General features: G+C 59.4%; 14 protein-coding genes. 4 read left to right on the forward strand and 10 right to left on the reverse strand.

Translation table 11 applies throughout. From position 1 onward, the window contains the following. Window positions 1-18 precede the first annotated feature (18 nt). The 8 genes from fliE to VGM18_13895 form a co-directional block, all read right to left on the reverse strand. Window positions 19-318 (reverse strand): flagellar hook-basal body complex protein FliE, encoded by a 300-nt coding sequence (gene fliE / locus VGM18_13860; GenBank protein ID HEY3974088.1) that lies wholly within the window; start codon window positions 316-318, stop codon window positions 19-21. A 125-nt stretch (window positions 319-443) separates the two neighbouring features. Beyond that, window positions 444-884, reverse strand: coding sequence for a flagellar basal body rod protein FlgC (gene flgC, locus VGM18_13865; GenBank protein ID HEY3974089.1), 441 nt, complete (start codon window positions 882-884; stop codon window positions 444-446). After that, window positions 881-1,282 (reverse strand): flagellar basal body rod protein FlgB, encoded by a 402-nt coding sequence (gene flgB, locus VGM18_13870; GenBank protein ID HEY3974090.1) that lies wholly within the window; start codon window positions 1,280-1,282, stop codon window positions 881-883. Before flgB ends, flgC begins: the two co-directional genes overlap by 4 nt. A gap of 22 nt (window positions 1,283-1,304) precedes the next feature. Then, window positions 1,305-2,741, reverse strand: a complete 1,437-nt coding sequence (locus tag VGM18_13875) for a sigma-54 dependent transcriptional regulator (GenBank protein ID HEY3974091.1) — start codon at window positions 2,739-2,741, stop codon at window positions 1,305-1,307. Next, a complete protein-coding gene (locus tag VGM18_13880; protein HEY3974092.1) occupies window positions 2,738-3,688 on the reverse strand; it encodes a HAMP domain-containing sensor histidine kinase in 951 nt (316 codons plus the stop codon). Before VGM18_13880 ends, VGM18_13875 begins: the two co-directional genes overlap by 4 nt. A 133-nt stretch (window positions 3,689-3,821) precedes the next feature. Beyond that, entirely contained in the window at window positions 3,822-5,066 is a 1,245-nt protein-coding gene (locus VGM18_13885; protein HEY3974093.1) for a sigma-54 dependent transcriptional regulator, read from the reverse strand. After that, window positions 5,063-5,794, reverse strand: a complete 732-nt coding sequence (locus tag VGM18_13890) for a hypothetical protein (GenBank protein ID HEY3974094.1) — start codon at window positions 5,792-5,794, stop codon at window positions 5,063-5,065. The genes VGM18_13885 and VGM18_13890 overlap by 4 nt, the downstream gene beginning before the upstream one ends. Beyond that, complete coding sequence (locus VGM18_13895) at window positions 5,791-6,579, reverse strand: response regulator transcription factor (GenBank protein HEY3974095.1); 789 nt, start codon at window positions 6,577-6,579, stop codon at window positions 5,791-5,793. Before VGM18_13895 ends, VGM18_13890 begins: the two co-directional genes overlap by 4 nt. Window positions 6,580-6,826: 247 nt before the next feature. On the opposite strand from VGM18_13895, the gene VGM18_13900 reads away from it, so the two are divergent. Beyond that, entirely contained in the window at window positions 6,827-8,125 is a 1,299-nt protein-coding gene (locus tag VGM18_13900) for a GGDEF domain-containing protein (protein ID HEY3974096.1), read from the forward strand. Window positions 8,126-8,640: 515 nt separating this feature from the next. On the opposite strand, the gene VGM18_13905 is transcribed toward VGM18_13900, so the two are convergent. Beyond that, window positions 8,641-9,969 carry a hypothetical protein gene (locus VGM18_13905; protein HEY3974097.1) on the reverse strand — a complete coding sequence of 443 codons (1,329 nt, stop codon included), beginning with the start codon at window positions 9,967-9,969 and terminating at the stop codon, window positions 8,641-8,643. Window positions 9,970-10,058: 89 nt separating this feature from the next. Then, the gene (locus VGM18_13910; protein ID HEY3974098.1) at window positions 10,059-11,066 is read right to left on the reverse strand and encodes a hypothetical protein; all 1,008 of its coding nucleotides are present in this window, start codon (window positions 11,064-11,066) and stop codon (window positions 10,059-10,061) included. 346 nt (window positions 11,067-11,412) lie between these two features. Between VGM18_13910 and VGM18_13915 the strand changes: the two genes are divergently transcribed. The 3 genes from VGM18_13915 to VGM18_13925 all read left to right on the forward strand — a co-directional run bounded on the left by VGM18_13915 (window position 11,413) and on the right by VGM18_13925 (window position 14,582). Then, window positions 11,413-12,861 (forward strand): hypothetical protein, encoded by a 1,449-nt coding sequence (locus VGM18_13915; protein HEY3974099.1) that lies wholly within the window; start codon window positions 11,413-11,415, stop codon window positions 12,859-12,861. A 26-nt stretch (window positions 12,862-12,887) separates the two neighbouring features. Beyond that, window positions 12,888-13,760 carry a cytochrome c gene (locus tag VGM18_13920; protein ID HEY3974100.1) on the forward strand — a complete coding sequence of 291 codons (873 nt, stop codon included), beginning with the start codon at window positions 12,888-12,890 and terminating at the stop codon, window positions 13,758-13,760. A gap of 75 nt (window positions 13,761-13,835) precedes the next feature. Beyond that, window positions 13,836-14,582, forward strand: coding sequence for a carboxypeptidase regulatory-like domain-containing protein (locus VGM18_13925; protein ID HEY3974101.1), 747 nt, complete (start codon window positions 13,836-13,838; stop codon window positions 14,580-14,582). Window positions 14,583-14,665 lie beyond the last annotated feature (83 nt).

The raw sequence follows: 14,665 nt of genomic DNA on the forward strand, positions 1-14,665 counted from the left end.
AGAATGCGTCGCAGAACTCTAGAACTGCATACGCGAGATTTCCTGATAGGCCGACACGATCTTGTTGCGCACCTGCATCATCAGCTGAAAGCTCAGGTCGGCTCGTTCGACTGCAATCATCGCGCTGTGCACGTCGGCGCCGTTGCCCTCGATCACTCCGGCGACTTTCGCTTGCGCTTGTCCTTCCAGTTGCTGGATGTCGTCGATGGCGCTGCCGAGAACCTCCCGAAAACCCGCTTCCGGCGCGGTCGCGGGATTCAGCGAAGCCGTGCCGGTTTCGGCGGGAAGGATGCGCAGGGAAGAGATCGGTGCGTTCATAGGTTTTCCTCGTGCCTTGTTATCGAAGTGAAGCTCATCGAAGCGAAGTCGTCGAAGCGAAGCTCACGGAACCGAAGTTCCTTGAATCACATTTCGGCGAAGCGAAATTGCCGAGGAGTCGAATCTCAACTCAAAATTTGCAGCGATTGCTGGATCATGTTCTTAGCCGCCTGCACGGCGGCGGCGTTCAGCTGGTAGGCCCGTACCGCCCCCAGCAGGTCAGTCATCTCCATGACCGGGTTCACGTTGGGATAGGTGACATATCCCGCGGCGTCGGCGTCGGGATGTCCGGGCTCGTAACGCCGCGGCAGGGGGGAAGTATCGGCGACGATGCGGTCGACGCTTACCCCAGCGGGAATTACGTGCGCTGGATGTAACGAGGCCAGAAGCAAGGGGAATCGCGACAGCGGCCGGCCTCGAAAGACGACCAGTTGGCGATGGTAGGCGCCGCCTTGCGGGGTGCGCGTGGTTTCGGCGTTCGCCATGTTGGCGGAAACCACTTCGGCCCGCCAGCGCTCCGCCCCGAGCGCCGAGCCGCTGACTTCGAGCATGCCAAATAGGTTCATGATGAAGTGCCTCCGGAATTGATAGCCAGGGATATGGTGTGGAACTCGTCTTTCAACAGTTGGACGCCCAGGTTGTACTTCATTTGCGCCTCGGCCAGCAGCAGGGTCTCGCGTTCGACGCTGACGTTGTTGCCGTCGGGCCTTTCCATGAGGCCGCGAATCTGACGACCGGGAATCTGGTGGGGGATGGAATTTGAGACGAGTTGCGCGCCCTCCAATCCTGAATCGGGATCCGCGGCACGCTGCAATTCCGAGCGAAAATCCAAGTCGCGGGTTTTATAGCCGGGCGTGTCGATGTTGGCGAGATTGATTGCGATCAGCTTGTAGCGAGCCACGTCCACATCGAGGAAGCGGCCCAGGGCTTTCGTCATCGAAGTGTCGGTCATACTTTGACTCATGTTTTCCTCCTAGGCGCAATCCTCAATCGTGCGCATAGCTGCCGCAGCTGGGCAGGCCGTAGCTGCGAACTTTATTGCGCACCGTGCGCAGGCTCACTCCCAACAATTCCGCCGCGCGAGAGCGGTTGCCGCCGGTGGCTTCCAGGGTGATTTCGACCAGCTTGCGCTCCATCTCGCCCAGAGAGATTCCGGGGCGAAGACAGGAAGTGTCCATTGGCGCTTTCGACGCCGCGGAAATCCACTCTGAGCCCTCAAGCGCATTCGCGCCGATTTCGGATTCAGTGGTCAGGGCTACGACCCGGCGCAGGCAATTCGCCAGCTCGCGGACATTGCCCGGCCACGAGTGGGCTTCGAGTTGCGCGAGGAACTCGGAGGTCAGGCGTACGGACTTGCCGGAAGGAGCGTAGAGCTGCACGAAGAATTCGGCCAGCTCACCCACATCTCCGGGGCGCTCGCGCAAGGGCGGCAGAGTCAGGGGAATGACGTTGAGCCGGTAATAAAGATCGGCGCGGAACTTGCCCTCGCGCACCATCTGCGCGAGAGCGCAATTGGTGGTAGCAACGACGCGCAGGTCGACGTGGATGGTGCGGGTATCGCCGAGGCGGTCGAATTCACGTTCTTGCAGCGCGCGCAGCAGCTTGGGTTGCAGGCTGAGCGGCATCTCGCCGACTTCGTCGAGCAGCAGCGTTCCTCCGTTCGCCTGCTCGAATTTGCCCGGCCGGGCATTGATGGCTCCGGTGAATGCGCCCTTGGCGTGGCCGAAGAGTTCGCTTTCCAGCAGCGTCTCGGGGAAAGCCGCGCAGTTGACGGCGACAAATGGACGGTCGCGGCGGGGACTCAGCCGATGGATGAGGCGCGCGACTAGCTCTTTGCCGGTGCCACTCTCGGCTTCAATCAGGATATCGGCGGTGCTCGCCGCCGCTTGGCGGGCGCGCTCGAGGGCGCGCAACCAGGAGGGGGCATGCCCGGCCAAGTCTCTCGTGGCGTCGGCCTGAATGCGAGCTTGCGCCAGGATCCGCTCGGCCGCCTGCTCCAGATGCTCGAAGGCCACCGGCTTGACCAAGTAATCGCAGGCGCCGTCTTTCATGGCGGCGACGGCGCCGGGAACGCTGGCAAACGCGGTCAGCAGAATCACCGCCGTGTGCGGCGCCAGGGCCCGCGCCGAACGCAACACCAACAGTCCGTCTTTTTCGGCTAGTTCGTCTTTGGTTGATTCGCTTTCGCTTAACGCGCCTTTCAGTAGCTCGCTTTCGAAAAGCGATCCGGCCCGACGGCGCGGCATACGAATGTCGGTCACAATCAGGGGGTGCATTCCCCGGCGAAAGCGTTCCAGCGCTTCCTCGGCGCAAGCTGCGGTCTCGACCTGCCATCCCCGGCGCAGAAAACGGGCTTCGAGTGCGGCTCGCATGCTGACGTCATCATCCACCACCAAAACCCTACTTTTCAGTATCGGATTCATTCGGCGACTCCTTCCGCGGCCCCAGCCACCAGCGGCCCTACCAGCGGGAAGATCAAGGTGAAGGTCGCGCCCGCACCGGGACGGCTGCCGACAGCGATCGTTCCGCCATGCTGCTCGACGATCTTGCGGCATACGGTGAGTCCGAGACCAGGGCTACCGGAGCGCCTGCTGAAGCCTGCCTCGAAAATGATGGGCACGTCTTCGGCCGAAATTCCCGGACCGGTGTCGGTGACCACCAGCATCACCGCGTCGCCATTCTGGATCGTGCGCCCGCCCAGTTCGACCCAGCCGCCTCCTGGCATGGCGCGCAGAGCATTGAGCACCAGATTGAGCAATACCTGTTCGAGGCGATGGCGATCTGCCGACAACAAGACCCCCGAAACCCGGTTCTGCACGCTGATGGCGACGCGCGACTGGCGCGCCAACGGCAGGAAAAAATCGCGAGCCCAGATCAGAAGCTGCCCGAGATCGACCGGACCGCGCTCGGGTTCGGGGAGGCTGTGGAAGTGCAACACGTTATTTACGGTGGCGGACAGTGTACGCAGCCCGGCTTGCACATGCCCGACCCAGTTCCGGCAATCGCTATCGAGATCGGCGTCCGCGAGCAATCCGGCAAACAGTTCCAGGCTGCCCAGGGGGTTGCGGATTTCATGGGCCAGGACGGCGGAGACTTCGGCCAACGCCTGCTCCCGGCGCAGTTTTGCCTGGGCTTGCTCGAGATCGGCATTGCGGCTCTCCAGTTCACGGCGCAGGCGTTCGACTTCGGTCCGCAACATCCCGTAGGACTGCTCCAGCGAGCCGGCCGCTGCGGCGAAAGAACGAAAGGCGCGCAACAGGAACTCCTCGTCCTCGATGTCTTGATGGCCGAGACGGGAATTGCCGATAGCAGATTCAGACAGGCCGGAAGGCAGGGCCGCGAAATCGGGCCCTGTCCAACCATTCGGCATAGGCAAGGATGTCATAGTCGCAGGCAAGAAGTGCACGGGGCGTGCCAACTCGGGGTTGGGGTGCCTAAGATTTCTCTCAGATGCCGAAGTTGAAATCATCAGCATGAGCGGGCGCAGCTTAGAAACGCAAAATTCAGAGTTGGGGCGGCGCTGACGGATGTGAATCCGCGAAATAAAGATGCTGGGAGGTAATGGTTTCGCCATTCTCCACCAGAATCGATGCCCGCTCCATGACATGCTGAAGCTCGCGCACGTTGCCTCGCCAGGGGTGCGCGACCAGTGCGTGCATGGCATCTTCACTCAAATGGGGCGTGGGCATATCGAGGGCCGCTGACATGCACGCCAGAAAGTGCTCCGCGAGCGCCACAATATCGCCGCGACGCTCGGCCAGCGCCGGCAATTCGATGGGAAACGCCGACAGACGGTAGAAAAGATCCTGTCGAAATTCGCCGCGCGCGGCTCGCCCGGCCAGGTCCACATTGCTGGCGGCCAAAACCCGCACATCGACGCGCGTAACTTCGGAGCTCCCGAGGCGCTGAATTTCTTTCTGCTCCAGAAAACGCAGCAGCTTGGCTTGCATCCCCAAGGCGAGCTCGCTGACTTCGTCCAGGAACAGCGTTCCGCCGTGAGCGGCGGGAATCCGTCCAAGCTGGGACTGCATTGCGCCCGTGAACGCCCCCCGGGCGTAGCCGAACAGCTCGGACTCCAGCAGGGATTCCGGGATGGCGGCACAATTCACGATTACCAGCGGCTTGGACGAGCGCGGGCTGAGCGCGTGCAACGCCCGGGCGACCAGCTCTTTGCCGGTGCCCGTGGGGCCGGCAATCAGGACCGTGGTCATGCGGGGTGCAACCAGGCGGACCATGCGGTAGACGCGCTGCATGGCTTCGCTGCTGCCAATCATCTGCGGCAGAGGCTGGATCTGCCGAGGCTGAATCGCGGCAGCCTCCAAGAACCCCCGCGGCGGGGGCTCCTTCGTCTGGATCTCCTTCGCCTGGATCAGGCGTAACGCCCCATGCGCGTCACCCGCCATAGTGAGATTCTCTGCGATGGGGTTTCCGTCCTGGTCTGCATTTTCTTCCGGGAAACACGCGCTGTCGGAGTTGAGCATCACGACCTGGATTCCCGGGAACCGCTGCCGGATGATGGCGATCAGCTCCTCGGCGTCGAGATCGGGAAGACGCCGGTCGAGAAAGAGCACCTGCCAATTCCCCTTCTCCAGCTGAGCGAGAGCGTCGGCGCCGCCCAGAGCCTGGTGCACCGGCCGGCATCGGCCATTCAGTCGGTGCAGCACCGCTCGGCGCAGAGCGCTGTCCGGGCTGGCAATCAGCGCTCCGCCGGACTGGGTCAAGATCGGCATGCTGGGCAGGGCGCTCATTTCGGGTCTCCAAATCCGCAGGACTGTAGTCCGAGAATCGGGGAAGCCAGCGGAAGCTGGACGGTGCAGGTCCGAGTTGAGTCGGCCAGGGTATCGGCCCAAACCGCGCCGGCCCGCTCCCAGCCCGCGCGGGCGATCATCATCCCCAACTCGCGCCGCGAAAAAGGGGAATGCTCGGGGGGCGGCCCGGGAGTAAAGGAAATCGCCAGACGAGCGTATTCCGATTCCGGAACGGCCACGACGTGGAGATCGCTGCCCTCGCGAGCCAGGCTCAGCGCGCATTCGAGCCAGCGAAAAGTCAGCGCCGCCAGCGCGCCCCGATCGGCTCGTACCGGAAGCGGTCCGGATCTTACCAGCGAGATGTGCACGTTGCCGTTCTTGGCGACCGGCAGCAGGTCATCCACGGTTTCCTGTAGCAGTGCGTCCAGCAGTAAGGGCGCGGGTTCTTTTCCCGGCGAGGCCTCGGAGTCGGCGACTTCGCGCAGGGCTTCCACCAGAATCCGCATGCGCGCGACGAGTTCCAAGCCTTCGCGCAAGGTGCGCAGATACTGGTCGGCAGGACGCGGGCCCGCGACCGCCAACTCCAGCGAACACTGCAACCCGGTTAGCGGCTGATTCAGAGCATGCAGCAATTGGGCCAACGGACTGCGGCTCTTTTTGAGCATCCCTTCGACGTTCAGGGTTCCCTCGGCGCACTCGGGCGTAAGTTGTGGACCGGCACTGCTCACAGCTTGACCTCGGAGCTTTTTAGCTCGGGACTTTTTAGGTCGGAATTCTTCAGCTCGGAAACGACGAGGCCGGAACTTTTCTTGAAAATGGAAGCCTCGACGGGCATGTCTTGCGACGGAGCGCTCAACTCGTAGCCTACGCCCCGCACCGTATGAATCAGCTTCGCCCCGTGGCCGTCGTCAATTTTGCGACGCAGGTAATTGATGTAAACGTCGACCACGTTGGTAGTGGTATCGAAGGTAAGATTCCACACGTGTTCAATAATCATGGAACGGGTGACTCTGCGCCCGAGATTGAGCATCAGGTATTCCAGCAGGGAAAATTCTTTCGCGGTCAATTCGATCCTGCGCCCGCAACGCTCCACCAGGCGCTGTACCCGGTCCAACTTGAGGTCGGCCGCGGTGAGCACAGATTCTGAGGGCAGGTGACTGCGCCGGACCAGAGCGCGCAGCCGGGCAGAAAGTTCGCTGAAGGAAAAAGGCTTGGCCAGATAGTCATCTGCGCCGGTATCGAGGCATTGCACTCGATCTTCCACTCGCGTTCGCTGGGTGAGCACCAGGACGGGCATACTGGGCTTTTTCGAGCGCAAATGGCGGAGCACGCTGACCCCGTCCAGCTTCGGCAGGTTCAAGTCAAGAATCACAACGTCGTACTCGAATTCCATGGCCGCCGCCCGCGCCTGCTCCCCATCCGACATCACGTCAACCGCGTAGTGTTCGGCTTCGAGACCCTGGCGCACAAAGCGGGCCAGAGCTTCATCATCTTCTGCGATGAGTATTCGCATACTTTGAACCATCCTTAATCCGACAGCCTCAGTCTAGTTAGAAATCGCTCAAGTGCAGCGGAAACCAGGGCCGAACAAAGGTAGGTAGGTGCAGAAACGGGGCCGGGTTTCAAAGCGGGAATCGGCTGCGTTTTCCCCCTGCTTTGCGAGCGCGCGAACCTTCGCGGCCAATTCCGCTGTTCGTTTTTCCGGAGATAATTCCAACGGGAGCGTTTTCGACTGGAGTCCTGCTTTGCAAATGTGGAGCATGAAGACGGTGAGGTTGTTGCTGATGCCGGGCGGAGTTCTACTTTTGGGCGTCGCAGTGCTGTTGTATTTCGGTTGGCTTACGCTGGCCCTACCAGCGCTTAGCTTTCTTTACTACTGCGCGCTGATCGGTGGCACGCTACTAGCCTGGAGATTCCATTCCAGTCGTATCTTCTCCGCACTGTTGGTTCTGTTCCTGGCGCAACAGGCGGTTGCGCTTCTCGGCGCCGGGCGAGTCTGGCCCGGTACGCCGGGATGGACCGTCCTCGAGGCGGTCGCCGTACTCGTGCCGCTCAACTTCTTCCTGATTGCGCTGATGCGGGAAAGCGGCTTCACGCTCGGCGCCATTGCGCCTGTCGCAATATTTCTATTCGTGCAATCGGTAATCGTATTCGTGCTATCCCGGGCTTCCGAGGGGTTGCCTGGGCCCTCGCGAGCGCATCACCTGGCCGGCGCAATTTCTTTGCCGGTATTTGCCGTGCTCGGCTTTGCGGCCGCGGGAATCTTTCTGCTGACGCGTTTCTTGCTCACGCGCAAACCCGCCGACGGCGCATTATTTTGGGCGCTGGCGGCTTTTTTTCTGTCGCTGCGCTTTGCCTGGACACCGCGCGCTTCGGCCGCATATTCGGTCGCCGCAGTCTGTATTCTCGCAGCTTCGATCGTCGAGAACTCATACCTGCTGGCTTACCACGACGAACTGACGACGCTGCCGTCGCGCCGCGCTTTTAACGATGCGATGTTGCGATTGCAGACCCCATACTCGATCGCCGTGGTGGATATCGACCACTTCAAGCGCTTCAACGATACCTATGGTCACGATACTGGCGATCAGGTGTTGGGTCTGGTCGCGGCCAGTCTGGCCCGTGTGAGTGGCGGCGGACAAGCCTACCGTTGCGGCGGCGAGGAATTCAATATTCTGTTTCCGGGAAAAACGACCGCCGAAGTCGCCGACCATCTGGAACAACTGCGTGGAGAGATTGAAGCTTCGGAATTCCGCATGCGAAGTGGCGATCGGCGCCAGAACCCTCGAGGACCGGACCGCCGCAATGAACGCATTACCGGCCGGACGAGGAAAGCCCAGGCGATTCGACAACTGGCCCAGGAAAAGACTGCGGCGCCACTTCGTGTGACGGTGAGCATTGGTGTGGCAACGTCCGCCAAGGAAGAATCGGATCCTGATCGGGTGCTACACGCGGCCGACAAGGCGCTCTACCGAGCCAAGGCTAACGGTCGAAATCGCGTGGAAACTGCCTCACTTCCCCGTCGGCGGAGTCGGGTCAAAGCTGCGGGGATTGCATAGTCGTCCGAGGGGACTCCCACGACATGCTGCGCGAAGAAGTTCGCTCGACATCTCTCCCAAACCTGCTCGCCGAAAATCATGAAAAGCGAATCGCAATGGGGGGATCGAGAAGGTTACCCTGTAAAGGCGAAGCTGCTGCTCAAGAAACGCTCAGCCGGACCGTCAACCGTAGGACGGGAAGAATGACGGCCCGGGGTCGAGCGTTTTCGCAAGCACCGCAGGTTGTGCGGTCAACCCGCGGTCGCAGGTGGGAGGGTGCTTTTCCGGCCAGTACCCGCGCAGGCGGGACATTTCAGACGGATAAACGCGACGCCTTCGGACTTACCGTTCAAGTCCACCGGCTTCGCAACGTATCCGGTACCGCCGCAGTTCGGGCAATCGTCCGGAGCCACTCCTTCTCCCCCTCCGTGTTGAAGGCATTGTCCACGATTCAGGAGAAAAAAATGCAGCAGAGTGTTTTGTGTTACGAATCACGAACAAGAATTTGAACGAATGACGGAGTAGACGGTCCGTTCTCATTCACTGGCTGGCGGGGAACCCGCGGAATCGAGCGCCTCCGGAGGATCAAAGAAACACTTGTGCCAGAAGGCCGCATCGGACAAAGCGCCGGCCCGCCACTGCTGTAGCGCGCTCAAAGTGGCGGCGATCATACCGCCATCGGCGGAATCGAAAATCACTACGATGCCGGCGCGATCCCCATCCTGCGGCTTCTGGGACATTTCCGTATAGCTTTTATCGAAAAGAAATTTCGCATACTCGAGCCGCTCCTTGGGGCCGGCTTCGGCCGCATTCTCGTCAATTTTCTGCACCGAGACGATTTTGACCGTTTTGCCCCGAAGTGGCTCCCAATCTCCCGGGAATGAAGCGGTTTCTTCGCGGATCACATGGAACAAGTCGGCCGCGGGCACCAGCGCCGTCGCGGGACGAGCCACCGTGTCGGGGATGCCATCGGGCATCTCCACGCTGTTGCGCCAGATCCAGCCACGCGACAACCCAGAGATCCGTACATGAACCCAGTCGGCGGTGAAGTCAAGCATCTCAAATTCGTCATGCTGGCTAGCCAGAAAGAGTGGCTTTGCGGTCAGGCTGGCGGCGCCGACCACTGGCGTACCAGACTTTTTCACTGCTACGAGATTCTTGGGATGACCCTGATTTTTGAGAATCTCCTCGAGGCTGTCGGCCTCGGCGCGTAACGCGCTGATGGTCTGGTCGTCTTTTGCTTGTTTCTCAGTTTGTTTCGCAGTTTGCCCATCCGGATGTTCCTGATCTGCCACCTGCTTTGCGAGGCCTTGGCTCACCGACGAGGGGAATGTTCGTCCGGTTTCCGGAAATTGCCGTGCGGGGGCTGAAATCGTTGGCTCCGGCGGCGGCGCCGGTTTGGCGGAGGGTTTCAAAGTTGAGGGCATCGCAGCGTTGCCGGGAGTTTCGACCGGGACCTTAGCCAGTTGGTCCGCCAATTGATCCAGCAAGTCGGCTTCAAGCCGGCCATTCGACGTCAACAACTGGTAACCCGAGTGAGAAGCCACGGGATCGATATACCAGGCGGTCACTTTAACGCTGACGAGCACTAAAGATCCACCCCCGGAAGTTGAACTGACCTGCACGGTTGCCTGGTAGAAGCCGCGTTGGTACTGGTCGAGACCATGCTCCCCAGCGCTGGCGAAGCCCTCCAACGAGGGAAGGCGTCCCGACAGGTTCGCCTGTATCGCCTTTAACGCTTTCTCAACCGTCGCCTTGGACTGCGGGAAAGCACGTTCGTTGGGATTCATTTGTGCCTGCACAGCAAGAGAACCGAGCAGAGCAATGATCATCACCGGCGCTGCGCATCCTGCTAGTCGGCTCATGCCCCTGACTCGGGAACTCATGCTTCGCAAGCCCATGGCTCTGAAAATCGATCCAGGAATCGTCGATCCAATAATCATCAATTCAAGAATCATGGAGCCTGCTCCAGTTCGTCGCGCAGGATCCAGCCGTGCTGGCCTTCGTGAGTCTCCACTCCGAACCAGTACGGGGTCGAAATCACAATCAGAATCTCCGTTCCCGAGGGCAGCGACTGCAACGTGCTCGCGGTGTGAAATGGCGCGGACTTAAGTGGAGCTCCGGGTGCTTTTATCAAACGAACAACCTGCTGGCGGAGTTCTTTAACATGTTGGTCGAGAGTCGCCTGCCCTAGCGTCTGCGGCGTCGGTGAACCGGGCTGGGCGCTGGCATTGGCCGCGGAACCCGCGCTCGTCGCGGTGGCGGGACCCTGGGGTGTAGAGAGAGCTTGTGGCGGCTTAGATGACGATGACGAAACTTCAGGCGCAACCGAGGAACCCTGATTTTTCGCGATCCGATCCTGCTTTTCTTTCTCCGCTTCTACGGTCTCGGCTTTCATAGCAGCGATGGCGTCGAGGCGATCGTGAATATCCTTGTACTCCGCGCTCTCGACCGAGCCATTCGAGGGATGCGATACATGGCGGAAATCCTCGACGAAGATGGCGTCGATGTGCAGGACCGTATTCTTGTCGCTCTGAGCCTGAATCACGTAGCGGACGGCCAATGTCCCTACGTCATTGGTATCTTTGAAGTTTCTAGGGTCTATCGCATGCAGGCGCACTTTGTAGAAGACTTTGCCGCCATCCGTCCATTCCTTGAAGACATGAGTCGAGGCCGCCGGAGCGGCGCCGTCCATGTATTCGTCCTTGTTGTATTCTTTGGTTCCTCGAATGATTCCGTTCTGAATCACGTCTCGTACAACCTGATCGACTTCGCTCTCCGGGAAGGGAAGGTTCACGATCAAACCCATCCCGTATTGAGTCGCGTCCTTTTCCCGAGCTGTGAGTGGAAGCGCAACCAAAGAGAGAACCAATGTAATGATCGTGATGGGCAGGAAAATCGATACTTGGCCTGATTGGCGAGAGCCGCGGAGTTGGTTGGACAAAGCTTTCGGGTCAGCCACAACAATGTTCTCTGGCAAAGGGTCTCAACTCGGGGTCCGAGCTGTCAACCCCGGGCCGAACTTTTGAGCGCATCGCCCAAAAAAGAGATGCGGCAAAGTCTAGTTGTAAAATATTTGTAAAAAAAATGTCTTGTCCCCCTCTTGAAAGTTATTGCGGGGCCGTAGTACGATTCACCCCCGGTACAGTGGTAGGACCTTTTGCTGAAAAAATCGGTTTTAGAGTTGTTCCTTTTTCGGGAAGCCACATGCAAGAGCGGTTTCCGCGTGCGCGCTTTCGTCGTTGCTCCAGGTTTTTTTTTGCAGCGTAGGATTGCAATTCAACAAAACGTCGCCTGAGGAGTCCGGCATGCGCATAGGAACACAATTTGGGTTTTGTGGAAAGTTGTTGTCGGGGAAGCAATTCCTGATCGCGGTTCTTGTTCTTGGCTTTCTGGTCCTGAGCGGCAGCCCTAAAGCGAGCGCCCTGCCGGCATTTGCCCGGAAATACGGCTTGCGCTGCTCGGCCTGCCATGAGTCCTGGCCCATGCTTAATTATTTCGGCCAGAAATTCAAAGACAATGGCTATCAACTCATGAACGATCGGGACGCCCCGATCTGGCAGAATCCGGGCTACTGGCCGGTTACCTTCCGCATGACGCCAATCTGGCACCGGGTGAGCACCGACAAGGTTGCAGTCGACCAGGGGTCAGGAGTAACGCGCATCACAACTTCGGGTTTTGACTTGAGCGGGCTGGACTTGCATACCGGCGGCACACTGGAAAAGAATTTCTCGTTTTTCCTGTTGCCCTCTTCTGACAACACCGGCGCTTTTCACTTCGAGACGGTTATGGCGCGCCTCGACAATGTGTTCGGCAGTCCCTGGATTAACATTAAGCTGGGCAAGTTTGAACTCGATAACCTGCTTTCGGAAAAACGCATCCTGACCCTGACGGGCAATGGCGGCGTCTACCAGCTGTATCACTTCATGCCGGTGGGCGACGGCAATATCTTCGGCCAAATGGGAGACAACCAGCTCGGCGCCGAACTGATGGGCCACTCATGGGACGATCGCACCCGCTACTCCGCCGCACTGATTAGTTCCACGGACGGAAACGTTGGTCTCCTCTATGGCAACGCTTACACCGGCTTCTTCACCGTCAGCCAGGCGTTTGATACCGGGAAACTGGGCGTGGATCGAATTGGTGCGTATGCTATGGTCGGGCAGGCGTCGACGTACTACCTTACCTCCGGCGGGACTCCGCTTGCGGGCGCTGGGCTCAGCAACAAGGGTTTCCATCGCGAGGGTTTCGTTGGCCAGTTCTACTTTGGCCAACACGTCGATTTGCAAGTGGTTACCCAGCACGGCTGGGATAGTGCCTGGTTCGGCCAAGGATACGGCGATCCGATCGACAATCCCGGCGGCCCGAATAACCTTGTGGGCAGCACGTTGCCGGCTGGCTCGCAGGCTCCAACGTGGAACGGCGTCCTGTTTGAGCCTCATTATGTCTACAGCCCACAGCTCATCTTCATCGGGCGCTATGAAACCATACGCAATTCACGACAGTCCCAAGGTGCGGGCTACACAGGAACGGGTGCTTCGGGATACACCGGGCCTGAACCTTCGAATTTCGGTAACCTTTCTACCTACACTGTCGGCTTCCGGTACAACCCATTCATGACGAGCCGGGCCGGCTTTGCCTGGCACAATGAGTGGAACTGGCTGCATCAGGAAGGTACCGGATTCCTGGTCGGCGCCCCCGCGGGCACCAACATTAATACCACCGAACTGCTGACGGGTTTTGATTTCGACTTCTAAAAGCCACAATTCCAAGAGGGATAAACATGCGGAGAATCTTGATGAGATTGGCGCTATGGGCGGGCGCGACGGCGATTTTGGCGCTCCCGCTGGCTTCCTGGGCACAGCTTACAGGATATGATCTTGAGCCGCGTTTGGGAATGGAAGCCCACATCGGAAAAATCACCGGCCATGCCAAGGATGCCAAGGCGGACTACCGCAGGTATTGTGTTGGCTGCCATGGCGAGTTGGGCGATGGGAATGGCGAGAACTTTCCCTGGCTTGATCCCAAGCCGCGCGACTTTCAACTAGGCGTATTCAAGTGTCGCTCCACCCCGACGGGGACTTTACCCACCGATGAAGATTTGTTCGACACCATTGCGCGCGGCTTGGACCGCTCCAACATGCCGCAATGGAGCACGTTCACGAAGCAGCAGCGTGCGGACCTGGTGGCCTGGGTGAAGCATTTCTCCCCGCGCTGGGCGAACGAGAAGCCGGGAGCGCCAATCACGATTCCTCCGGAGCCAGAGGTCACCGCGGACCGCATTAAGGCCGGTCGCGACGTGTATGCCCGGGTTCAGTGCTGGAAGTGTCACGGCGTCGAAGGTAAAGCCAACGGTCCTTCGGCTGCGACTCTTACCGACGATCAAGGTCGCCCCATCCTGCCCTACAACTTTACCGAAGGGGCGCGTCCGAAATGCGGCGATACCGATCGCGATATTTACCGAATTTTCATGACCGGGCTGGACGGGACCCCGATGCCGTCATTTGCCGACAATATCAAGCCCGAAGAAGCTTGGGACCTGGTGTTCTACCTTCGTGCGCTGATGTCGCCCAATAGCAAGGAAAAAATGATGGCCAGGCAGCTCGGCCTTAAGCCGGTAGATCCTAACGCTCCGCCTCCGGCGGCAACACAATAAAAACAAAACGCGAAAAATGACGATGAAGCAGGTCTAGAATTAGATCTGTAGCGGCATTCGAATGGAGGAACGATTATGAAAGCGATATCCCATCGGTTCCCGGTGGCAATACTATCCGCCCTAGTTTTAGTCGCGTGTGCGGTGCTGATTCTCGGCCGCAACGTCAAGGCTGCCGGTGAAGGCAAAATTACAGGCACCGTGAAGCTCAACGGCACCGCCCCTCACATGAGGGGTATCGACATGTCCAAGGATCCCTACTGTGTCAAGGCAAATCCTACCCCGGCCCACCTTGAAACCGTGGTGGCTGGCTCGGGCGGTGGGCTGGAGAACGTGGTTCTCTACATCTCCGCGGGACTGCCTGCCAGCGCGGAATCGGAAACGCCCACCACTGTCCCCGTTTTCGATCAGAAGAATTGCATGTACACGCCGCACGTGCTGGCGCTGGATGTAAACCAGAAATTCAAGGTCGTAACCAGCGATCAGACGACCCACAATATTCACCCGCTCCCTAATCCAATGACGGGCAACATCCCCTGGAACCAGTCGCAGCCTCCGGGCGCTCAGCCGGTCGAAAAGAGCTGGAAGGCTCCGGAAGTGATTCCAGTGCAATGCAATATTCATCCCTGGATGCACGGCTGGTTTGTGGTGGTGAAAGGCCCATACGCAACCACCGATGCCAGCGGGTCTTACACCATCAACAATGTTCCCCCCGGAAGCTACACTGTGACCGCGTGGCAGGAAGATCTGGGAACTCAGACCGCGAAGGTGACCGTGGCTGGCGGGCAATCCGCCTCCGCCGATTTCACTTTCAAGGCGAAGTAACGACCTAAGAGCTTCACGTACTTTAAAGCCGCCGCGCGCTTCCATGCGGCGGCTTCTAAAAAGTCCGGGCGGACTCGAAACAG

The sequence above is a fragment of the Candidatus Sulfotelmatobacter sp. genome (genome assembly GCA_036500765.1).
Taxonomy (GTDB): domain Bacteria; phylum Acidobacteriota; class Terriglobia; order Terriglobales; family Acidobacteriaceae; genus Sulfotelmatobacter.

What these genes read in the sequence shown, in the direction of transcription:
- VGM18_13920 (HEY3974100.1), top strand. Translation starts at nt 12,888, where the DNA reads ATGCGGAGAATCTTGATGAGATTGGCGCTATGGGCGGGCGCGACGGCG.
- flgC (HEY3974089.1), bottom strand. Translation starts at nt 884, where the DNA reads ATGAACCTATTTGGCATGCTCGAAGTCAGCGGCTCGGCGCTCGGGGCG.
- VGM18_13905 (HEY3974097.1), bottom strand. Translation starts at nt 9,969, where the DNA reads ATGAGCCGACTAGCAGGATGCGCAGCGCCGGTGATGATCATTGCTCTG.
- VGM18_13900 (HEY3974096.1), top strand. Translation starts at nt 6,827, where the DNA reads ATGAAGACGGTGAGGTTGTTGCTGATGCCGGGCGGAGTTCTACTTTTG.
- VGM18_13880 (HEY3974092.1), bottom strand. Translation starts at nt 3,688, where the DNA reads ATGCCGAATGGTTGGACAGGGCCCGATTTCGCGGCCCTGCCTTCCGGC.
- VGM18_13925 (HEY3974101.1), top strand. Translation starts at nt 13,836, where the DNA reads ATGAAAGCGATATCCCATCGGTTCCCGGTGGCAATACTATCCGCCCTA.
- VGM18_13895 (HEY3974095.1), bottom strand. Translation starts at nt 6,579, where the DNA reads ATGCGAATACTCATCGCAGAAGATGATGAAGCTCTGGCCCGCTTTGTG.
- flgB (HEY3974090.1), bottom strand. Translation starts at nt 1,282, where the DNA reads ATGAGTCAAAGTATGACCGACACTTCGATGACGAAAGCCCTGGGCCGC.
- VGM18_13875 (HEY3974091.1), bottom strand. Translation starts at nt 2,741, where the DNA reads ATGAATCCGATACTGAAAAGTAGGGTTTTGGTGGTGGATGATGACGTC.
- VGM18_13915 (HEY3974099.1), top strand. Translation starts at nt 11,413, where the DNA reads ATGCGCATAGGAACACAATTTGGGTTTTGTGGAAAGTTGTTGTCGGGG.
- VGM18_13885 (HEY3974093.1), bottom strand. Translation starts at nt 5,066, where the DNA reads ATGAGCGCCCTGCCCAGCATGCCGATCTTGACCCAGTCCGGCGGAGCG.
- fliE (HEY3974088.1), bottom strand. Translation starts at nt 318, where the DNA reads ATGAACGCACCGATCTCTTCCCTGCGCATCCTTCCCGCCGAAACCGGC.